Genomic DNA, 20,311 nt, shown 5'->3' with positions numbered 1-20,311 from the left:
TGAATGGGAAGGCCCCGACGGAAATAAAGAAAGTCAGGTGGAAGTCGTGACCAAACCAACGATTAAAGATATTGCGGCCCAATCAGGGGTGTCGATTGCCACCGTGTCGCGGGTGCTGGGCAATAAGACGGGCTCGTACAGTCAGAAGACCCAACGGAAAGTTTTGAAAATTGCGAAGGAGCTGGGCTACCGGAAGAATTCGGCAGCTGTGGATCTCGTCAGAAAACGAACGGACGTGATTGCCCTAATCATTAACGCCACGCCCACAAACTTCTCCACGCAGATTATCGACGGCATTCAGCAGCGCGCCGGTGAGTTGGGGCAGGGCGTGATGATTCTTTACGCCGGTAACCGGGACCACACACTCCAGCACCAAGCCATCATCACGGCCCTGGAACGGTCGGTCACGGGAATCTTGCTGGCGGCGATTGAGCCGGACGAAGAAGATCTGGCGTTGTTGAAGGACTCGCGGATTCCGTTTTGTTTCGTATCACTCTATTTGGGGACGCGAGACATTCTGGCCGTCAGCTCGGACAACCGGGATCTGGCCTACCAAGCCACTCAGTACCTGATCGACCGGGGACACACGCGGATTAGTCTAGCCGGTATCGACGACTACCACACGGGAAGTCAGCGGCAGGCGGGCTATCGGGAGGCCATGGCGGCTAGCCAGTTAAGCGCACCGGCCGTTTTGCCCGGCGATTATAGTTACGAGTCCGGCGTGAGCCTGCTGCAAGCGGTCCGCGACCAGAACGCCACGGCCGTGATTGCGGCCAGTGACATGGTGGCGGCGGGCTTACTGACGGCGGCTCACCAGCAGGGCGTTCGAGTGCCAGAAGACCTGTCCATTATGAGTATCGATGGGACCATCATTTGCCAAATCACCACGCCCGCGTTGACCAGCATGACGCAGGACTTCTATCAAATAGGAAGTCAGAGCGTCAACCGGGTGTTGGGACAACCGGCCGTGGATTTTGTGCCGGTGACCGTGACGGAGCGGGACAGTGTGAGGTGGTTGGTGCACTCATAAGTCACTAGTTGACGAAGGCGTTCTAAAAAAATTAGCGTCGCGGTGAAAAAATATTTATGCAAAAACTTGGGTGGTGTGCTGGTAACGCGCCCAAAATGAAAAGCCGTGATTCCACCTCGCAGTGTGGAATCACGGCTTTAAAATGCTAAAGATTAGTCTTCATCATCGTCATCGTCTTCTTCGTCCAGACCGTCGCGGGCGTCGTTGCCCAGTACGGCTTGGAGTTCACGAATGATGTGGTTGTTGGTGCCCCGTAGCGTGGTTAAGAAGCTGGCTAAGGCAGGACGTTCTTCCTTTTCGGCGAGCTTGATAGCCCGGTCGATGAAGAGGTTGTGGGTATCCGCGTCGCGAACCAGCTCACTGACTTGTTCTTCGGCGGTCAGATACTTCTTGGCGCCACTTTCCTGCAGCATGTTGTAGTCGTGGAATTCCTTAGTCGTGGTGGAAACGATCTCGCCTTCATCCAACAGGAGTTCGCCGAGGGCATCGAATTGTTGCCGGTAGGTGGCGATGTAATCGCTGAGTAATTGCCGGACGCTCAGGGCTAACGGCCCCTTGACTGACCAGCGAACTTGGTGGAACTTCACAATTGAGATGTGCAGATTGGCCAGGATGTGGTTGGTCATGGCACCGGCCGTGGGGACGTGATGGTCGTGGTCGGTTTGGGCTTGTTCGGCAGCGTAGCGGTCTTCAACAGTCATCGTAGATGTGGTCATGGGGTAACTTCCTTTCGTATTTGGGGGATTAGAGGGCTTTGACTTTGGAACTCTTGACAACGTAACCGAGGTCAGTGACCGTGTCGGCTAGGCTTTCAGCGGTGACTTGGCTGTCATCGAATTCGGCCTTAATCTTGCTGGCGTTGAAGAGAACCTTGACGTTTTCCACGCCATCTTTCTTGCTCAGTGCGCCTTCAATCTTGGTCATGCAGGACGGGCAGGTCAGTGCATCTAACTTCATCGTTACTTTACTCATTATAAAAACCTCCTAAGTGGTTTACTTAACGTTACGGTTTAATACGACCTCTCACGGACGCCGTAGACTTAATCGCTGGCAACTTCCTTGCCTTGATTACATAACTTAGTATACGGGCAGGCGGTCGAGAAAAACTTGACTCAAATCAAGTTGACAAATCTTTTTTGAAATATACATAAAATGAATAAACCTCAAAAACAAAACCGCGGATTAGTGGAGGCTAGCGAGCGTCGTTGTTTTCTTTCACTAGGAAATATGCGACAATGAAGAGCAGAATTCAAACAAGTGAGGGACATGAAATGTGGAAAAACAATAAGGAAGTCAGTTTGGTGGGAATTCTTTCGGCAACGCTCCTGCTTAACGCAGCCGCAGCGTGTATGTGGCCACTCACCACGGTCTACATGCATAATGAATTACATCAGACCCTGACGCTGGCGGGAATTGCCCTATTGGGAATGTCTCTATGTATGATTTTAGGAAATTGGTTGGGCGGCTGGCTCTTTGATAATTGGTCGCCCTTTAAATCGGCCATCATGGGCACGCTGTGTTCCTTTATCCCCATGCTGATTCTGATCTTCTTTCACGGTTGGCCAATCTTTGGGATTATGCTCCTGTTTATTGGCCTGGGCGATGGGATCGTCATGACTGTGGTCAATTCGTTTGCGGCCAACGTGACGTCCATCAGCAGTCGGAAGGTCTTTAACTATCTCTATATTGGGATGAACTTAGGGGTCGTCGTGGGAACGCTAATGGTCGGTTATTTGATGGATCACGGGGTCCAACTGGTCTTCATCGCCGCCAGCATCTGTTATACGGCGTTGCTTCTGATTATTCTGGCGGACTTCCGCATGAAGATTACCACCAAGACCCAGCATCATCAGCAAAAGGCGGCCAAACCGGCGCAACTCAACCTAATCTGGCTGATTGCCGTCATGGTTTTCTGCCTGTACATGAGCTACACGCTGTGGGAAAGTGTCATCTCCGTTCATATGACTAACCTGGGGATTTCCTTTGAGCACTACAGTCTGTTGTGGACGCTCAATGGCTTGATGATCGTGTTTGGCCAACCAATTGCCAACCGGTTGGGTGAGTATTTCAAGATGAGCTCGCAGATTGCGGCGGGGTCACTGATCTTTATCCTGTCATTTTTAATTCTGGTCTTCGCCAAGACCTACGCGATGTTTGTCTTGACCATGGTCATCCTGACGATTGGTGAAATGATCGGGTTCCCCGGCATTCCGGCATGGATTGATAAGCTGGCCGGCGATAACGACAAGGGGAAGTTTCAAGGTATCTATAACATGGCCATCTCGTTTGGCCGGGCGATTGGGCCGTTGTACGGGGGTCTATTGATTGAATATGGCAGTTATCGCGACCTGTTCGGGTCGGTCACCTTACTGATGTTGTTGGCCTTGGCTGCCGTGATGATTCGGAATCGGGTCAATCAGGCGCGCCTGAAATAAGACGAGCCTAGGGAGTAACTTCTTCGAGGAGTTGCTTTTTTTATGCATTTCGTGAGGGGGGTTAACCGGTAATTGGATAGGGGTATCGAGGTTGGTATTATCATATTGTTACCGCTTTTATAAACTCTATAATAGCGGATTTAGCCAATTCGAATCTAAGTGATTGCTTATCCGCTGAACTAGCGTAACATGCTAGAAAAAGGGGAGGTTGTGTGATGTTAATCGACTTTACGTTAACCAATTTTCGATCGTACAAGGATACCGCGACACTGTCATTGGAGAGTGGCGGTGGCGTTCACCAGTGGCAGCACGAGAACACGGTACCCGTGACGGATGACCTGAGTGTCCTCAAGTGTGCGGCCATCTTTGGCGCCAACGGAGCGGGTAAGAGTGCCGTTTTAGCCGGACTAGAGCGCATGCGGCAAATGGTGACGGGACCGACTGAGCAGATTACCGACCACCTTCCCTACGAACCGTTTCAATTTGACCACGAATCTGCCAATCAGCGGACGACGTTTATGGTGAATTTCAATCGGGATGGTCACCAGTACCGCTACTCCTTCAGCTACACGGCTACGCGCATCATGGATGAGATGCTAAGTGTCGCCGTGGGTGATGACTACGACGTCCTCTTTGCCCGGGAGAAGGGCGTCATGACGGTGATCCCCGAGGGCCTGGTCACAGCGGCACAACGGGTCCGACCCAACGCTTTAATGTTGTATGCCTTTCAGAATTGGAACTATCAACCTGCGATTACCGTCTTTGAATGGTTCAGCCAGGATCTGGTGATCTTAAATGACCATCCTAGTGGCACGGGACTCGATGACGAGTGGGTTCATAGCCAATTAACGCAGTTTTTACGGGCCGTCGGCAGTGAGGTGGCGGGTCTCACCCAGCGCAAGGTGGCCATTCAGTTTTTGGATGGCTCGGCTTTCACGCGACCCGATCTGTACCTCATTTATGAAAAATACGATGAAGAGGGGGCGGTCGCGGGGCGTGAGGAACTGCCGTTGAGTAATGCGTCGACGGGAATGCGCCAGCTGGTCGCCTTAGGACTGGCCCTGATTACGGCTCAGCACGCCGCCCACCCCCAGACGATTCTGACCGATGAACGGTTGGCCGCCATTCACCCGACGGCACTGGCCGCACTGCTGACGCTATTTAATTCGGTAGCCAACACGAATCAGATCGTGATGACGACCAATCAACCCATGCTGATGAGCCAACACCTACGCGTCGATCAGGTCTACTTAGCCGAGAAGAACTATCGTGGTGAGAGCCAGCTCGTCTCGTTGTTTGACTTGGCGGAGGTGCCGGCGACGGGGTGGCTGGAGGACTACTTGGCCGGTCGCTTCGGTGCGATGCCTCAAGTGGACGCACATGATTTGTTGGTGGCGTTTGATCCGAGCTTGTAAGTAGGCGGCGGACAGCGTTTCTTGGCGACCAGATGATTGCGGAAATTAAAAAGGCCTCCCAGTTGCGGAAGCCAGTAGATTGGTGATTAAAGTAGGTCGTGTGGACCAGTGGCTAACAATAAAAGGGTAACGACATCGTCATCGATGATTTTGTATAGTAGCAACCAGTTACTATCTAGATGGATTTCGTTGATACCTGCTTTATCGCCCTTGAGCATGTGCCACTTGTATTTGCGGATGAGGGCCTCTTGATCGCCGTGAGTAATGAGTGAAACGGCTTGGGTGAGTCGTGAAGTATCGTAGTGTTTTTTCTTGAGTTTCTTCAGGTTACGTTCAAATATTTTTGTGGTTCTGACAGTTTTAATCATCGGTCGACTCACCCGAATCCTCGACATGTTTGATGAAGTCGTCGAGAGAATAGTCAGTAGTATCGCCATTCTTGACATCGTCCAAGGCTTGTTGCAAATTGGCTTCTAGGGGATTGTTGGTTGGCTTGAATGGTAGGCCATTCTCCTTAATCATTTGAGAGATAAATAAATTGACAGCCGATGTTAGGTCGATGCCTAATCCATTGGCCACCTGTTCGGCCTTGCGCTTGCGCTCGATATCCATTCGAATAGTAACCCGGGTTTTTTCAAGATTTTTCATAGCTTAATTTCACCTCCAATCTGTGTCCTATGGTGATGATTTTATCACCAGTAGTCACAAAAATAAAGAAATAACAATTTCGCGCGGATCCACTGAATAAAGTCCGATTGTAAGATATTTGTGGCGAATCTTACACCCAAGGCTTAGTTGACGTTTAAAAGTTAACGCAAGTTGATTTAGTGTGGGTTAAAAAGGCCGCCTCAGCAAGTGCTTGAGACGACCTTAGTAAAGTGGTATTTAGCGTTTTTGTAAAAAGCCTTGGTACTCCAGCGCCTGATTTAACTTGGCCCGTTGTTGCGGGTCCCGCGCCAGTTCGGTCGCAATGTGGTGAGAGAAGGTCTCCGGCCGCTGGTGACTGTCGCGGGCCTGGTAATAGTCGTTAATCACTTGGTTGTAAGCGGCTAGTGTCGGGTCGTCCACGGTAAGTGGTTGATAGTCGTTGGTGAAGTGGATCAGTGATTGCGGCATCCGCGGTTTTTGCTCAGGTTCCTCTGCCGGATGACCGATGGCGAGGCCGAAGACGGGGAAGGTGAGTTCGGGCAAATGGAAGAGGTCAATCAGTTGGGGAACATCATTGAGGACACTCCCCATGATGGTGCTCCCCAAGCCGAGACTCTCGCCGGCCACGACCATGGCCTCGACGGCGATACTAGCATCAAAGATTCCGGCGAGTAACTTGTCGGTACTGTGAAGGTTGGCCACAGCGGTTGGCGTGGCCGTAATCAATTGGGCGTTACGGTACTGATCGGCCAGAAATAAGAAGAAGTGGCTGGACTTTTCCAGCCAGGAGTGCCCGGTAATCTTGCTCAAGACCGCCAATTTTTGCGGATCGGTCACGCTGATGATACTGTACTGCTGAGAAAAGGTGCTGGTCGGTGTGTGTTGTGCGGCATCCACCAAGGTGGTAATTTCGGCCGCCGTTAATTTTTCGTCGGTAAAGTGACGAATGCTGCGGTGATTCAGCAATGTCTTTAACGTCGGATTAGTCATGGCTGATCACTTCCTTCATACGCGCCACGAGGGCATCGTAGACCCGCTGTTCATCGCGCGGCACCCCGCGGAGTTCATAGTTGGCGATGAAGGGGGCGTTGAACTTCTCGGCGTAGCGCTTGGCAGTCAAGCAGTACTGTTCATTAAAGTTACGGTTACCGCTACCGACGACGCCAATCAAGTGTTGCGCGTTAGCGCCGTAATCGATGTACTCGCCCAAGACGTTAGTCATCAGTTCCTTGACGCCGTTGTCAATCCCGTTACCGCCATCGAGGTAAGTGGGGACGAAGCAGAAATACGGTTGTGTTTCGGCCGTTAAATCGCTGGCTTCGCTGATTTCGGTGGCTGTTATTTCGGGAGCTTCGGCATTCTGGGCGTGTTGCTTAGCCGCATAGGCCGTCAGATTTTCCACAAAGTTGCGGGTATTCCCTTCAATAGAGATAAATAAAATACGTAATGGTTGCATGGATTTCCCTCCAATTTCGATGGTTAATTTACCTTTAGTGTACTCGGATTTGCGCGGGAATGCTCTTAAGTTTAGCTTCCCAATTTAGACAAATTGCGGGGGTCGCTTGTCAAAGCCTCGGCGGTATGCTATTCTAGTCGTACTTTAAGAAAGAACGAGGTATTCAGCCGATGCGTAACTAATCACTCTCAAATGTTTGTCAGCTTCACCACCGTTGAGGGGTGGAGTGGGCCTGCAATTGGGATTGATGGTTACGCCGACTGACTTGCCAAAGGTAAGCAGTGGGCGCCATTTCCGTATGGGAAATGCGGCCACTTTTTTATTTGCCAGCCATCGATCCCTGCTTTCAAAAGGGGGACGACTCTTTGACACAACTTAACTTAAAACAACTCACAAAAACGGTCGCGGGAGAACCACTATTTACTTTGGACCAGCTGACCGCCCATTCAGGGGAACGGGTTGGCATCATTGGCGCCAATGGAACGGGGAAGACCACGTTAGCCCACATTATTGCCGGGACGGACACGGACTTTACCGGTCAGCGGACGGTTACGGCGCCCGTGATACTGGTTCCCCAGATTGCGCCGACGAAAGGTCGCTCCGGGGGCCAGAGCATGTTGGATCGGGTGCGCACCGCCTTGGCGCAACGGCCGGAAATCTTAATTCTCGATGAACCCTCGGCCAACCTGGATGACCAACACCAACGCTGGCTAATTGGTCAGCTCCGGCGCTTTAAGGGGTTACTGATTGTCATCTCACATGACCGGGAACTCCTGACGGCCGTGACCACCCAGATTTGGGCGCTGGCCGACCACGTTTATATACCGTATAACGGAAATTTTGCGGACTACATCACCCTGCGTGACCAAGAACGGCACAACGACCAAGACCGCTACCGGCAGGAACAAAAGGAGCGACGGCAACTACAATCGGCCATTCAGGCCCGCCATGAAAAGGCCGATCGGATTCGCAAGGGGAGTCGGCACATGAGCGAGGCTGAACGCGCAAACTCTAAGAGCATGCGTGAGCAGAACGCCGCCAAGATGGAGCGGGGCGCGCGGGCCCTCAAAGATCGGATGAACCGTGAGAAGGTCGCGACCAAGCCGCATGAGGTGGCACCACTCAAATTAGTCGCGACGGATCTTCCCCCAGTGACCGGAAAGTACGTGATTAGTGTGACGGATTTACACCTGCAACGCGGCCGCCACGATCTGTTGGAACACGTTCAACTTCACGTTAAGCCAGGGGAGCGAGTGGCCTTGGCCGGACCCAACGGCAGTGGCAAGTCCACCTTGATTGAAGCGATTCTCGCCCAACGCGCGGGGATTCGACTAGCCCCCAGTGCCCGGGTCGGTTACTTCCATCAAGACATGACGACGTTGCCGATAACGCAGACAGTTTGGCAGGTGATGCGGCACGTGACGGCCCTAGATGACAACCGAACGCGGCAATTAATGGGAGCGTTTGGTCTCAAAGCCAAGTTCTACGACCGACTCATCGGGGAGCTCAGCGGTGGCGAACGGGTGAAGGTACAACTACTCGCCATTCTGGTGAGTGCCAGTAATCTATTGGTGCTGGATGAACCCACGAACTACTTGGACTTGCCAGCTCTCCAAGCTCTGGAAGACTTTCTGATAGGTTATCCTGGGACCGTGTTGTTCGTTGCCCATGACCAGACGTTCCGGCAAAAGGTTGCCACCCGGGTCTTGACCCTCACCGACCGCCGTTTACGCGATCCAAAGCAAGCGGCCCAAGGCGTACCGGCAACGGACCTTCCGCGGCTACAGTTTGAATACGATCAGTTAATGCTGGCTCCGGAGCTGGATACCCAGCGCTTACGTGAGCTACGTGAACAGATTGCGGCGCTAAAACAAGGTCAAAACTAATGAATCGGTAAGAATTTGGTCATGAAAACGATTACCTCTAATTTTTTGATAATTTTCGCTTACGAAGACTGTTTTTTTCTGGTAGAGTAATCCATTGTGTTTGAAATGAAAGCGAGTGTGAAAACAAAATGGATTCTGTACAAAGTAGCCAAACTAATGTGGCTAAAAAAGCTCGAGTACAAGTTGCTCACCCAATGCTAGCCATGATGGGGATGCTAATCGGGGGCTTTGTCGGGATGTTCTCTGAAACATCCTTAAATATTGCTTTACCACAGTTGATGGCGCAGTTAGGCGTCACGACCGCCACGGTTCAGTGGTTGGTCACCGGATATATGTTGATGGTCGGGATTGTCCTGCCATTGTCCAGTATTATTACGAAATGGTTCACTACACGGCAGGTCATCCTGTTTGCGTTAGTTGACTTCATGGTCGGGGCCGTTATCTCGGCCATCGCACCGGGCTTCGGTGTCTTACTCTTCGGGCGGATGATTCAAGGGATTGCCACTGGGCTGATCCTGCCGCTGATGTTTACCGTTGCCATGCAAATCTTCCCGCCTTACAAACTAGGCGCTGCCATGGGGATGGTCGGACTGGTTATCATGTTCGCCCCTGCCGTTGGCCCAACCTTAGCCGGTATCGTGCTCGGGGTTGCTTCTTGGCGGTGGATCTTCTGGCTGTTCGTGCCATTCTTACTGATTGCCTTTATCTTTGCCGTGACATCCTTGAAGAACATTGCGGAAGTCTCCCGTCCTAAGGTAGACTTCTTATCCATTCTCCTGTCAACGGTCGGCTTCGGAAGTTTAGTGCTCGGTGTTAGTCTGGCCAGTGACCGTGGCTGGGGCTCAGCGGCTGTCATTAGTGCCTTAGTCGTCGGTATTATCGTCTTGGCTTGGTACACCCATCGGCAATTGACGATGGACAACCCAATCTTGAACCTGCGGGCCTTTGCCATTCCGGGCTTCCGGATTGGGGCCAGTCTGGTCATGATTAACTTTGGGATTATCCTATCCGCAATGTACCTCTTACCAATGTACATTCAAAAGGGCTTGTTGGTTCCCGTTGCCTTGACCGGGATCATCATGTTCCCCGGTGGGGTGATGAACGCTGTGGTTTCCGCCGTTTCTGGCCGGATGTATGACCACGTGGGCGCACAAATGCCAGCCCGGATCGGCTTTATCATCTCAATGGTTGGGGCCTTAATGTTGGCCTTCACCACTACGCAGAGTGCGGTTTGGTACGTCATCTTAGCCCACGTCATCTTGATGATTGGGGCACCACTGGCCATGTCACCCTCACAAACGTACGGGTTGAACGCCCTGACCGGTCCAATTGCGGCCGATGGGAGTGCCATCATGAACACCTTACAACAGATTGTCGGCGCGATTGCCACGGCGATTGCGACCAGCCTGTTGGGGATTGGTCAAGCAGCCTACATGGCTTCTGGCGCCAATCACGCAGCGGGGGCCTTCGTTAACGGGGCCCACTACGGTTTCTTCTTCACCTTTGCTTTGGCCGTGGTCGGCTTCTTACTGGCCTTACGGATTCCTAAGGCGAACCGGTAATTGTTTCATGTGAAACAGTCAATTTAATTGCTAATGAAATGGGTCGCAAATCCGAAGTGGACTTGCGACCCATTTTTCATGCGTTCATGTCGCGCGGATTATTCATCTAGGAAGTTCTTACGCCGAAACACGCGGACAACCATGAAGATACAGTAGGCCAAGGCTAAGCCCCAAGCCAGGGGGTTAGCGTAGGCAATGGCGGTAAAGCCCAGCCCAGCAATGGACAACCAACCGGCCGCAGTCCGGCCAATCAACTCACCCATCCCGGAGAAGATGGCGTAGAAGCTGTGTCCCCAGCCCTGCAGGGTATTTCGGAAGATCATCAGGATGCCGTGAACTGGGAAATAACAGCTGATAATGATGATGTAGTAATTGGCTTCACGGATGATGTCGGGGTGGCCCGGTCCGATGATGGCGGTCACCAGCGGCGTCTTCGCTAGATTAATGATGATGAAGGCGGCCGCAGAATAGATGACCTGAATCCAGACCCCATCGACGATTCCACGCTTCATCCGATTGCGTTGCTTAGCCCCGAAGTTCTGGGCCTGGTAGGTCGCCATGGCGGCCCCCACGCTTTCCATTGGTAACGTGAAAAGTTGGCGGATCTTCTCGGCGGCCGACTGGGCGGCAATGATGCTAGTTCCCAGTAGGTTGATGGCGTCTTGCATGACGATGGCCCCGATGGCGGAGACCGAGTATTCAAAGCCCATCGGTAGGCCAATCAGATTCATCTTCTTCATCCGCGTCCAGTTGATGGCCCAGTCCTTACGCGTCAGGCCGAGATGGAATTTTGGAAAGACGGTGAGGTTGAGCAAGCCACCGATGAATTCACTGATGACCGTAGCGATGGCCGCCCCGGCAATGCCCCAGTGAAAGACCAGAATAAAGATTAGGTCGAGAATCACGTTGACGACGAGGGAAGCCACTAGGAAGTAGAGCGGATGGACCGCATCACCGAAGGACCGTAGCGCATCGGCTGAGTAGTTGAAGAGGATGTTAGCTGGAATCCCCAGAAACGAAATGGCCGTGAAGATGATGGTCAAATGTAAAATCTGGTGGGGCGTATGTAGGGCGGTCAGGAGAGTCGGTGTCAACACCACCATCAGCGGTGTCAGGACGACTGCGAGGACCACGCAGAGCCATACCGCGTTAGTCAGATATTGGCGGACGGCTGCGTGATTTTCCTCACCCACGCTATGAGACAGGGGAATACTGAAGCCGATGCAGGTTCCCTGGACGAAGCCCATAATCAGGAAGCTTAGCGGATAGTAGGCCCCAATCGCGGCCACGGCGTCCACGCCAATTAGACGACCGACGATCAGGGTATCAATGAAGTTGTAGAGCTGTTGGAAGAGGGAGCCACCGATTAGAGGCAGTGAAAAGAGAATAATCTGCTTAATGGGGCGGCCCTCGGTTAATTTCAGGGGTGCCATAGATGTCCTCCTACTTGATAGCGTTTTCATTACCAACTAGTATATCAGTTAAATGGTGAATAAGTAACCGATCAGTGGCTAGTTTTTGGCTATTCACTGGCCCACCATCTTTTTCGTACGTGGTTAGAGCGTGCAGAGGGCGAAGACCATGGGGATGGTGGCAACACTAAAGATGGTGGAGATGCTCATCAGCGTGACGGCTGGGCTGGTGTCACCGTGGGCCTTCAGCGTGAAGAGGACCACGTTTCCGGCGACGGGGCAGGCGGCCATCAAGACCGTCGTGTATAGCGGAATCCCACTGATACCAAAGGCGCGGAGAATTACGATATCAATTACGGGAAAGAGAAGGTTACGACAGAGTAGCGGCCACCACAGCTGCGAATTGAACGCCTGGCGATTGAATTTCACTGCGGCGAGGCTGTTTCCGATGACGATCATGGACAGCGGTGTGTTGATGGAACTGACAGCGGTCACCGTGTGGTCAAGCAGGCCGGGGAGGTGAAAGCCGCTGATAAAAATTGCCAGACCAACCACGATGGCGACGATGTTGGGATTTAGCAGAATCTGTCGCCAATTGATGGGGTCGGCCTTCTGGTGCGGTGTGAAGAGGGCGATGCCGTGGGTCCAGCAGAAGATATTGAAGGCGGCCAGTGAGGCGACCGCAAAGAAGACCCCAGTACTCCCAAAGAGGGCACTGGCCAAAGGAACACCCATGAAGCCGGCGTTAGAGTAGACTGCGCCGAATTGCATGATGCGCTTTAAGTTGGGGTCGGCGACGCGGTTAAACGCCAGCTTGGTGATCAGCACCATCAATCCATAGGTGAGGAGAATCCCCAGCAAAACGAGGGCGAGGCTCTGGAGACGACTGGTTGAGAAGCGCTGCTCAAAAGCGTTGACGATCAAGCAGGGCGAGACGATGTAGAGCAAGATGTTGGTGAGATCGGTGGCGGTCTGGGCGTGCATGAAGCCCAATTTATTGGTCAGCAGGCCGACCCCCATCAGAAGAAACATTAAGATAATTTGACTCGCTAATTGCCCCATAGCCATGTTGGGCGCTTCCTTTCTAAATAACTAAAGCTTGAAAGCTATAAAACAGCTAGAATCCGTAGTGTGACAAGGATACCATCCATCATAATATGCTAGTCGCGTACTGGCCGCCTTACCGTTCGCCAAATTTGGTCTGGATCGCTGTGGGCAGGATCGGAAAAAGCCAAAGGGCGGTCTCTTTCCTCGCTTTGAGCTGATGACCCACGTCTTAAAGACGCCATTTTCAAAGTAGAACACTTGGAAAATCCCACGGCTGAGACCAAATTTGACTCACTCACGGCTACGTGAAGGGTATCCAATTAAGCTGGCTGAACGTTACCACGCCAGCGATTTCACCGTGTGTTTAGTGGCTTTCAACCATCGCAGCCGCAGGTGGTGTTGATGACTCGTTTAATGGCGGTAAACTTTGCCAGCTGGGGTCTAGAGCGTGTTCGCGAACTTTCAAGTTTTAGATAAATAAATTTACCGTCCTATTATGGGAATAGTCGTTGCGTGCTGTCAACTGGCCAGTGCAATTGTCTCGTCACGGGCTTACAATAGTGGAGAAAAAGTTGTAGGAGGAAAACTGATGTCCTGGAACCATCGTTTTTACCGCACTGTACGCTTCTGGAGCGGGCTAGTAGTCATTGGCCTAATGTTGCCTAATGTCCTGTCGGTGAGCTTCACCAGTGTCTTCTGGTGGGTTTCGTTGGCTTGCCTAGTGGGTGGCGTGGGCTACACACTGGCTGGCTTTGTGAAGCGTTCGTAGGAAAAAGCCGTCACCCGAAATGGGCGGCGGCTTTTCTCGTACCAGTTTTACTTGCTATCGTCAGAATGGGCTTCGGTCGTGGCAATCTGCTTTTGGGGCGGATTGACCGTGACTTCCAACCAGTTAATAAATGAATTCTCGTAGTCTAGCACTTTTAGATCGAAGTTCTTCAGGTGAATGACGTCGTTGACCTTGACGTTCGGGTAGTTGTCGATGATAAACCCGGCCATGGTGACCGTTTCTGTCGTCTCGAAGCCCTTGATATCGGTATTGAAATACCGTTCAAAGTCGTAGGTGGTCATCTTCCCGTTGACTTGGAAAGTGCCGTTCGGTTGTTTGAAAATGTATTGATCGTTGGCATCGTCAATCTCATCGCGGACGGTCCCGAAGAGCTCTTCGTAGATGTCCTTATCGGTGATGATCCCAGAAGTTCCCCCGTATTCGTCGACGACCACCACGATTGGCGTACGTTTCTTAATCATCTGTTGGAGCACTTCGGTGATGGGCGTGGTCTCCGGTGTCGTCGAGATATCCCGAATCAACTTGTCGACCCGCACCTTGGAATCCACCTGTTGTTGGCGAATCAAGTCGTAGTTGTAGACGTAGCCGAGGATCTTATCCTTATCCCCATCTGCGACCACCGGCAACCGGCTAAAGCGTTCCTGTAGGTAAACGTTCAATGCTTCCTTGACGTTAGCCGTGATGTCGATGACTTCCAGCTGCGTTCGGTCAATCATAATGTCTTTAGCGACCTTATCGTTTAACTCGAACGCCCGCTGCATGTAGACCAAGTCGTTCTTTTCCAGTTCGCCACCCTCCACGGCACTCCGTGAAAGGTTGAGAATTTCGGCTTGGGAGAAGACCTCGTCACTTTCGTTGGCGACCTTCAAGCCCATCAGGCGAACAACGCCGGACGCGCTGGTGTTGAGTAACCAGACGAACGGGTAGAACAAGATGTGGCAGTAGTGCAGCGGTGTGACGATCAGCATCAGGACCTTCATTGGCATATCGATCGAAATGTTCTTCGGTACAATTTCCGTGAAGACCACTTCGAGATAGGTCAAAAGTAAGACCCCGACAATCACGCTGATCGTGTGCGTGGTTGCCGTATTCAGGTGGGCGGGTGCGAGACCATCCAACAGGAGATCGACGAAGAAAGATTCACCGATCCACCCTAAGATAATCCCGGCCAGAGAAACCCCAACCTGCGTCGTTGATAAATATTCATTTAAATTGGTGACCATTTTCATGGCCCGATTGAGCTTAGTCGACGGTTTGTCCAGTTCCTCGATCTTTTCTTCGAGGGCACTGGGACGCGTCTGGACTAAGGCAAACTCACAAGCAACAAAGAAAGCTGCAAAGAAGAAGGTAATTAAAATAATAATTAGGTTCACAACTATCTGACCGCTATCCACACATCATTCCTCATTTCATTAATTCTATATCTTTATTATAGCGCGTCTGCGCGCCTTTTTATAGTGAGTAGATTGAATCAAATTCTACGCTCAAAGCGGCTATCTGGCAACCGAACAACGGAAAATAATTGGATTAACTTTGGGGAATGAGTTACTTAACGTTTTTGGCAAAAAGGACTAGACTAAAAGTAGTAACATCAAAGGAGATTTGAATTATGGCAGATACACCAAAGGACGAAAAGATTGAACCGACTATTGAGATTCCAACGGATGACGTGGAAAAGGCGGCAAAGTTAATATTGACGACGGGGTATGTGACAAAGCGCGATCTACCAAAGATGAACGATTTAGGCTGGGCAACCGCACTTTCACAGGCCGTGACTAAGCATTTCTTGGAAAATGACGATGATCACGATCCTTACGTTTACTTCGAACAATTCGACTTCGCCGGTGGTGACATCGACTCGATTCTCTTCAACATGGACATTGTGCCCACGCGTGAAGAGGCTTTGCAAGACTTGGCCGATGCGTTAGGTGAAAAGGTGGTTGTCCCTAAGGATAATGACCAGACAACTTATTAAGACCATGTTTCAATGGTTACGGACTTCCAGCAGAAATGTTGGGAGTCTTTTTTGACAATTAAAGATTTGATTAAGCCGGCGGTAATCCTGCAACTAAATGGCCGATTTTTACATTAGTAGGAGTATCGGGGCATAAAAAGTGTTTGACCTTTAAATGAATTCTTTGACCTTTGAAAATTTAACGACTAGACTGCTAGCAAAAGCGAATGCCAATATGATAGGAATCAAGTGGCTAAATTAGCACTCTAAAAATTGAGTGCTAATTATTTGCATTTCTGACCAATACTGACTAATATAGAAAATGTAATCAAGTAAAGCAGTACAGCAGAAAGGGGAAATTGATTATGGCTAATGATGTTATGAATCGGAACTTTGATTTCTTTGATCCAATGAATTTCTTTAATGAAGTGGGTAACTTAGGTCACGATATGTTCAGTGGTGATAACGAAATGAAGACGGATGTTGTCGAACACGACAAGGATTATGTCGTTACGGCTGAATTACCGGGTTTTAAGAAGGATGATATCCACGTGGACTACCGCGATAATACGTTGCGGATCACCGGGAAGTCCGAAGTTAGCCAAGCTGCCAAGGATGACGACGGCCGGATCTTGCGGCAAGAACGTCACAGCCAAAATGTGGCACGTTCCTTCTACCTGCCAAACATTGACTTGAAGCAAGTTAAGGCTGGCTTTACCGATGGGGTCTTGACGTTGACCTTGCCAAAGCAAGCTGATGTTGCGGATCATCACGAAATCAATATCGACTAATTTCAATCAATCATACTGTGGCGCGCGTTCTGGTCGGATTCCGGAACGCGCGTTTTTGTGTGAGTTGGCGGTGAGACATGGGAGAACGCAAAAAGACCCACTAGGCACCCAAGGGCGAGGGGTTAGTGAGTCTGAAAGTGTTAATATTGTTTGCCGGTTTCGTACACAATTTCCGGTTCGTTTCCCGTGCGTTGATACTTGTTTAATAGGTCGATCATGGACATTTCATCTGTGCTCAATGTGAAATCAAAGACCTGCGCGTTTTCCGCAATACGTTCGGCGTGTTGGGACTTGGGAATCGGTAAGATCCCGTGTTGCAGTTCCCAGCGGAGAATGACCTGTGCGACGGTCTTGTCGTGGTGGTGGCCAATCTTAGCAATCATGGGATCTCCCAGCACCGCACGCCGCCCCAGCGGACTCCAGGCTTCGGTGATGATGTGATGCTCCTGATTGTAGGCCAGCAGGGCTAGCTGATTGAGGTAGGGATGATATTCCACTTGGTCAATTACGGGCATTTCCTGAGCCTTGGTGGCCAGCAGGTCTAAGTGCGCGGCGGTGTAGTTCGAGACCCCGATGGACTTTACCTTGCCATCCGCCTTGAGCTTTTCAAAGGCGCGCCAGGTGTCGAAGAAGTGTTCGCGAACTGGCCAGTGAACCAACAAGAGATCCAGATAATCTAAGCCCAAGCGTTTCAGCGAGCCTTCGACGGATTTTAACGTTTGGTCGTAACCCTGGACCTCTTCGGCGACCTTGGTCGTCAGATAGAGTTCCTGACGTGGAATCTCAAGGCGGCGTAGGCTTTCGCCCAAAAGATCCTCGTTGCGATAGAGCATGGCGGTATCAAATAGCCGGTAGCCCTGAACCCAAGCCGTCTTAATGGTGGTATCCATGGCTGCTTGGTCACTGATGAGGTAAGTCCCAAAGCCGAAGCCGGGAATCTCGTGGCCATCGGCGAGTTTAAGCGTATCTGCAAGACTAGTAAGTGTCATTAGTTTTCCTCCTTGGCGTTCTCGTGCGGGTAACGGTGGCGTTGCGGACCGAGCCGTTATCCTGCCTATAAAGAATATGGTAGGCCAATTTGGCGGAACTGGCAACGCTTACTTTTTGGTTTTGAACTGATCATACAGGTTAATGGACGCCTCAATCAGCATGCCCAACGTCATGAGCCACATGGCCAGCATGTCTTGATGCGCCAACATGCACCCCAACAAGATAATGTAAAGAATGAATAGAATAACCGCAGATGATTTATGATTCATCGTAAAGCCTCCCTTGGATAATTAGGTCCACCTCCATTTAACCACGAGTGGCGGCATCTGTGAACTACTAGCGTTTCACTTAAGAATCACGAAAAAGACAATAGATTAGTCGTTATGAAAGCGGATTATCGGTTACAATATGGGTAACGAATCGGTAAAGGAGGACGCCCAAATGACAGACCGTTACCTACCGCCGTTAGACCAAGGCCTAACGCAAGACGAGGTGCAGCAACGGGCGGCGGCTGGCTTAAAGAACGACCCGTTGCCACCCCTAACGCGGAGTGTCAAACAGATTTTTCGGGATAATTTATTAACGCTATTTAACTTAATTAACGTGCTCCTGGGCGGCCTCGTGCTGTTTACGGGAAGCTATAAAAACTTATTATTCTTGGGGGTCGTGGTTTTCAACACGGGGATCGGGATCTTCCAGGAAATTCGTTCTAAACGCCAAGTCGATAAGCTAGCGCTCTTGTCGGAAGGTAAACTGGACGTCTTGCGTGAGGGCCAGCTAACACCGCGCCATCAGGATGAGATTGTGCAGGACGATCTCTTGGCCATTGGTCGGGGCGATCAGTTACCGGTGGACGGGCTCATCCGAGAGACGGCCGGCATGGAGGTCGATGAATCCCAGATTACTGGGGAGTCGACGCCAATCGTGAAGAATACGAACGATCAATTGGTTTCCGGGAGCGTCATCTTGGGGGGCAAGGCAATTGTCCAGGCGACCACGGTGGGTAGCGGTAGCTTCGTGAAGCAGTTGGCCCATTCCGCTAAGCAAAAACGGCGGTCAGCTAGCCAACTCCTGCTCATTATTAATCGAATCATCAAGGTGTTAACGTTCGCTATTATTCCGCTAGGGGCCGGACTCTTTATCTCGGCGTTGATGCGGGGGCAGGACCAAAATCGGGCCATCTTGGGGACAGTAGCCTCGATGGTGGGGATGATTCCGGAAGGCCTCGTGTTGCTGACCTCGGTCGCCTTGGCGGCGGGAGCATTTACCCTGGGCCGCCGCCACGTCCTCGTCCGGGAACTACCCGCGATTGAAGCCTTGGCGCGCGTGGACGTTCTGTGTCTGGACAAGACTGGAACGATCACGAATGGTAAATTGGTTTTGGAAAACGTCGAAGCGCTGAGCGACCAGTCGCCGGAGCGGTTGAATACCATCTTGGCGCAACTCGTTGCTGCCACGGGAGACGATAACGAAACGGCCACGGCTATCAAGACGGCGTTGGGAACGCCCACCGTGGACGCGTCGCAGGTGTTGCCGTTTTCGTCCGGTCGTAAATGGAGTGGCGCCCAACTCGCGGACGGTGCCTACGTGATGGGGGCACCGGAGTTCATCTTTGAGACGGTGCCTGTCACGATTCAGCGGCGAATTCACACGCTGGCTGCGCAGGGGTATCGGGTCTTGCTGCTGGCTAAGGTGGCGGCATTGACCACGCCCAAGCCGACCGACCCGCAAGCCCTAGGCCTCATTTTAATCACCGACGAATTACGGCCACGGGCCAAGGATACCTTTAATTTCTTTGCCAATCAGGACGTGGCCTTGAAGGTCATTTCCGGGGACAATCCGGTCACGGTGGCTAGTATTGCCGATCGGGCGGGTATCGCCGGCGCTAAGCGGTTAGTCGATATGAGTCAGGTCGGCGCTGAACCAGATTATGACCAGCTTGTCGCAACCTATAACGTCTTTGGTCGAGTCACGCCGCAACAGAAGCAGGGCCTCATCAAGGCTTATCAAACGGCGGGGCACACCGTTGCCATGACGGGAGACGGCGTGAACGATTTGCTGGCCCTACGCCAGTCGGACTGCAGTATTGCCATGGCTTCCGGGAGTGAGGCCACGAAGAGTCTGGCCGATTTTGTCCTGGTCGATTCGAACTTTGACGCGATGATTAACGTCCTCAATGAGGGGCGCCGGGTCATCAATAACATCGAGCGGGTGGCCTCGCTCTACCTGATTAAGACCATGTATTCCGTGGTTCTGACACTGATCTTTATCTTCATGAGTCGTAGCTATCCGTTCGAACCCATTCAATTAACGCCTATCTCGTCGCTCATGGTGGGGATTCCCACATTCTTCCTGGCGCTACAGCCTAACTATGCGCGGATTGCCGACCGATTTATGAAACAAGTGATGGAGATTGCCGCACCGGCCGCAGTCTGCGTGGTGGGCTATATTCTGGTGATTATGGGGCTAGGTACGCAATTTAGCCTGAGCTTCGCGACAACCTCGACGCTGAGTGTCTTAATGACTGGGTTGATCAGTCTCAATGCGTTGATTATGGTGGCCCGGCCACTCAACCGGTTCAAGATTGGTCTGATCGCACTGATGGCGGGGTTATTTGCGGTCATCTTCCTGTTCTTGGGGCCGATCTTCTCGTTGGTCAGTCTGATTAATTGGAAGTTGGCGCTGATTTACTTGCCGCTGATGGTCAGCGTGCAGCCGGTCTTTATCCTGGTGCAAGAAATCCTGGGTAAACGCATCCTCAGTCGTATTCGCTGGCGTTAGGGGCCGTTCAGTCACAAAATAATCAGCCAATCGATCGAAACTCGTCAGCACGCTAGCTGAAATTATGATATTCAATCGTATCTAGTCATTGTAACTAGGTAATATGCTATAATG

At 51.5% G+C, this 20,311-nt stretch carries 20 protein-coding genes; 9 read left to right on the top strand and 11 right to left on the bottom strand.

The window, feature by feature from the left end; translation table 11 throughout:
- The first annotated feature begins 46 nt into the window (after window positions 1–46).
- Window positions 47–1,030, top strand: coding sequence for a LacI family transcriptional regulator (locus KB236_09295; protein UIF28730.1), 984 nt, complete (start codon window positions 47–49; stop codon window positions 1,028–1,030).
- 152 nt (window positions 1,031–1,182) lie between these two features.
- Here the strand turns inward: KB236_09295 and KB236_09290 are convergent, their stop codons facing one another.
- Window positions 1,183–1,746 (bottom strand): DNA starvation/stationary phase protection protein, encoded by a 564-nt coding sequence (locus tag KB236_09290; protein UIF28729.1) that lies wholly within the window; start codon window positions 1,744–1,746, stop codon window positions 1,183–1,185.
- Window positions 1,747–1,774: 28 nt separating this feature from the next.
- On the bottom strand, window positions 1,775–2,002 hold the full coding sequence (locus KB236_09285; protein UIF28728.1) for a heavy-metal-associated domain-containing protein: 228 nt from the start codon (window positions 2,000–2,002) through the stop codon (window positions 1,775–1,777).
- 299 nt (window positions 2,003–2,301) lie between these two features.
- Between KB236_09285 and KB236_09280 the strand changes: the two genes are divergently transcribed.
- A complete protein-coding gene (locus KB236_09280) occupies window positions 2,302–3,465 on the top strand; it encodes an MFS transporter (protein UIF28727.1) in 1,164 nt (387 codons plus the stop codon).
- Between the two features lie 215 nt (window positions 3,466–3,680).
- Window positions 3,681–4,880: an AAA family ATPase gene (locus KB236_09275; protein UIF28726.1), complete on the top strand. Its 1,200-nt coding sequence runs from the start codon at window positions 3,681–3,683 to the stop codon at window positions 4,878–4,880.
- A gap of 86 nt (window positions 4,881–4,966) precedes the next feature.
- Here KB236_09275 and KB236_09270 read toward each other — a convergent pair whose 3' ends face one another.
- From KB236_09270 to nrdI, 4 genes are all read right to left on the bottom strand, one after another.
- Window positions 4,967–5,248: a type II toxin-antitoxin system YafQ family toxin gene (locus tag KB236_09270; protein ID UIF28725.1), complete on the bottom strand. Its 282-nt coding sequence runs from the start codon at window positions 5,246–5,248 to the stop codon at window positions 4,967–4,969.
- The gene (locus KB236_09265; GenBank protein ID UIF28724.1) at window positions 5,241–5,528 is read right to left on the bottom strand and encodes a type II toxin-antitoxin system RelB/DinJ family antitoxin; all 288 of its coding nucleotides are present in this window, start codon (window positions 5,526–5,528) and stop codon (window positions 5,241–5,243) included. The genes KB236_09270 and KB236_09265 overlap by 8 nt, the downstream gene beginning before the upstream one ends.
- A 237-nt stretch (window positions 5,529–5,765) precedes the next feature.
- Window positions 5,766–6,518, bottom strand: coding sequence for an NADPH-dependent oxidoreductase (locus KB236_09260; protein UIF28723.1), 753 nt, complete (start codon window positions 6,516–6,518; stop codon window positions 5,766–5,768).
- Window positions 6,511–6,984, bottom strand: coding sequence for a class Ib ribonucleoside-diphosphate reductase assembly flavoprotein NrdI (nrdI, locus tag KB236_09255; GenBank protein ID UIF28722.1), 474 nt, complete (start codon window positions 6,982–6,984; stop codon window positions 6,511–6,513). Before nrdI ends, KB236_09260 begins: the two co-directional genes overlap by 8 nt.
- 365 nt (window positions 6,985–7,349) lie before the next feature.
- On the opposite strand from nrdI, the gene KB236_09250 reads away from it, so the two are divergent.
- Together KB236_09250 and KB236_09245 are read left to right on the top strand one after the other, a co-directional pair.
- Window positions 7,350–8,870 (top strand): ATP-binding cassette domain-containing protein, encoded by a 1,521-nt coding sequence (locus KB236_09250; protein UIF28721.1) that lies wholly within the window; start codon window positions 7,350–7,352, stop codon window positions 8,868–8,870.
- Between the two features lie 128 nt (window positions 8,871–8,998).
- Window positions 8,999–10,432: a DHA2 family efflux MFS transporter permease subunit gene (locus KB236_09245; GenBank protein UIF28720.1), complete on the top strand. Its 1,434-nt coding sequence runs from the start codon at window positions 8,999–9,001 to the stop codon at window positions 10,430–10,432.
- A gap of 98 nt (window positions 10,433–10,530) precedes the next feature.
- Here the strand turns inward: KB236_09245 and KB236_09240 are convergent, their stop codons facing one another.
- Window positions 10,531–11,865 carry an MATE family efflux transporter gene (locus KB236_09240; GenBank protein UIF28719.1) on the bottom strand — a complete coding sequence of 445 codons (1,335 nt, stop codon included), beginning with the start codon at window positions 11,863–11,865 and terminating at the stop codon, window positions 10,531–10,533.
- Window positions 11,866–11,988: 123 nt separating this feature from the next.
- On the bottom strand, window positions 11,989–12,912 hold the full coding sequence (locus KB236_09235) for an AEC family transporter (protein UIF28718.1): 924 nt from the start codon (window positions 12,910–12,912) through the stop codon (window positions 11,989–11,991).
- Window positions 12,913–13,480: 568 nt separating this feature from the next.
- Here KB236_09235 and KB236_09230 point away from each other — a divergent pair.
- A complete protein-coding gene (locus tag KB236_09230; protein ID UIF28717.1) occupies window positions 13,481–13,660 on the top strand; it encodes a hypothetical protein in 180 nt (59 codons plus the stop codon).
- Window positions 13,661–13,707: 47 nt separating this feature from the next.
- Here KB236_09230 and KB236_09225 read toward each other — a convergent pair whose 3' ends face one another.
- On the bottom strand, window positions 13,708–15,075 hold the full coding sequence (locus KB236_09225; GenBank protein ID UIF28716.1) for a hemolysin family protein: 1,368 nt from the start codon (window positions 15,073–15,075) through the stop codon (window positions 13,708–13,710).
- 215 nt (window positions 15,076–15,290) lie between these two features.
- Here KB236_09225 and KB236_09220 point away from each other — a divergent pair, with 215 nt between their 5' ends.
- Window positions 15,291–15,656 carry a hypothetical protein gene (locus KB236_09220; GenBank protein ID UIF28715.1) on the top strand — a complete coding sequence of 122 codons (366 nt, stop codon included), beginning with the start codon at window positions 15,291–15,293 and terminating at the stop codon, window positions 15,654–15,656.
- Between the two features lie 344 nt (window positions 15,657–16,000).
- Entirely contained in the window at window positions 16,001–16,426 is a 426-nt protein-coding gene (locus tag KB236_09215) for an Hsp20/alpha crystallin family protein (GenBank protein UIF28714.1), read from the top strand.
- A gap of 140 nt (window positions 16,427–16,566) precedes the next feature.
- Here KB236_09215 and KB236_09210 read toward each other — a convergent pair whose 3' ends face one another.
- Both KB236_09210 and KB236_09205 read right to left on the bottom strand, forming a co-directional pair.
- Window positions 16,567–17,415, bottom strand: coding sequence for an aldo/keto reductase (locus KB236_09210; protein ID UIF28713.1), 849 nt, complete (start codon window positions 17,413–17,415; stop codon window positions 16,567–16,569).
- A gap of 108 nt (window positions 17,416–17,523) precedes the next feature.
- On the bottom strand, window positions 17,524–17,685 hold the full coding sequence (locus KB236_09205) for a hypothetical protein (GenBank protein UIF28712.1): 162 nt from the start codon (window positions 17,683–17,685) through the stop codon (window positions 17,524–17,526).
- A 172-nt stretch (window positions 17,686–17,857) separates the two neighbouring features.
- Between KB236_09205 and KB236_09200 the strand changes: the two genes are divergently transcribed.
- On the top strand, window positions 17,858–20,197 hold the full coding sequence (locus KB236_09200) for a cation-translocating P-type ATPase (GenBank protein ID UIF28711.1): 2,340 nt from the start codon (window positions 17,858–17,860) through the stop codon (window positions 20,195–20,197).
- Window positions 20,198–20,311 lie beyond the last annotated feature (114 nt).

It is taken from the genome of Levilactobacillus brevis, assembly GCA_021383565.1.
Classification (GTDB): Bacteria; Bacillota; Bacilli; order Lactobacillales; family Lactobacillaceae; genus Levilactobacillus; species Levilactobacillus brevis_B.
This window is presented reverse-complemented; position numbering and strand designations above follow the sequence as displayed.

What these genes read in the sequence shown, in the direction of transcription:
- KB236_09240 (UIF28719.1), bottom strand. Translation starts at nt 11,865, where the DNA reads ATGGCACCCCTGAAATTAACCGAGGGCCGCCCCATTAAGCAGATTATT.
- KB236_09230 (UIF28717.1), top strand. Translation starts at nt 13,481, where the DNA reads ATGTCCTGGAACCATCGTTTTTACCGCACTGTACGCTTCTGGAGCGGG.
- KB236_09290 (UIF28729.1), bottom strand. Translation starts at nt 1,746, where the DNA reads ATGACCACATCTACGATGACTGTTGAAGACCGCTACGCTGCCGAACAA.
- KB236_09220 (UIF28715.1), top strand. Translation starts at nt 15,291, where the DNA reads ATGGCAGATACACCAAAGGACGAAAAGATTGAACCGACTATTGAGATT.
- KB236_09200 (UIF28711.1), top strand. Translation starts at nt 17,858, where the DNA reads ATGACAGACCGTTACCTACCGCCGTTAGACCAAGGCCTAACGCAAGAC.
- KB236_09215 (UIF28714.1), top strand. Translation starts at nt 16,001, where the DNA reads ATGGCTAATGATGTTATGAATCGGAACTTTGATTTCTTTGATCCAATG.
- KB236_09245 (UIF28720.1), top strand. Translation starts at nt 8,999, where the DNA reads ATGGATTCTGTACAAAGTAGCCAAACTAATGTGGCTAAAAAAGCTCGA.
- KB236_09235 (UIF28718.1), bottom strand. Translation starts at nt 12,912, where the DNA reads ATGGCTATGGGGCAATTAGCGAGTCAAATTATCTTAATGTTTCTTCTG.
- KB236_09280 (UIF28727.1), top strand. Translation starts at nt 2,302, where the DNA reads ATGTGGAAAAACAATAAGGAAGTCAGTTTGGTGGGAATTCTTTCGGCA.
- nrdI (UIF28722.1), bottom strand. Translation starts at nt 6,984, where the DNA reads ATGCAACCATTACGTATTTTATTTATCTCTATTGAAGGGAATACCCGC.
- KB236_09275 (UIF28726.1), top strand. Translation starts at nt 3,681, where the DNA reads ATGTTAATCGACTTTACGTTAACCAATTTTCGATCGTACAAGGATACC.
- KB236_09260 (UIF28723.1), bottom strand. Translation starts at nt 6,518, where the DNA reads ATGACTAATCCGACGTTAAAGACATTGCTGAATCACCGCAGCATTCGT.
- KB236_09210 (UIF28713.1), bottom strand. Translation starts at nt 17,415, where the DNA reads ATGACACTTACTAGTCTTGCAGATACGCTTAAACTCGCCGATGGCCAC.
- KB236_09285 (UIF28728.1), bottom strand. Translation starts at nt 2,002, where the DNA reads ATGAGTAAAGTAACGATGAAGTTAGATGCACTGACCTGCCCGTCCTGC.
- KB236_09265 (UIF28724.1), bottom strand. Translation starts at nt 5,528, where the DNA reads ATGAAAAATCTTGAAAAAACCCGGGTTACTATTCGAATGGATATCGAG.
- KB236_09205 (UIF28712.1), bottom strand. Translation starts at nt 17,685, where the DNA reads ATGAATCATAAATCATCTGCGGTTATTCTATTCATTCTTTACATTATC.
- KB236_09270 (UIF28725.1), bottom strand. Translation starts at nt 5,248, where the DNA reads ATGATTAAAACTGTCAGAACCACAAAAATATTTGAACGTAACCTGAAG.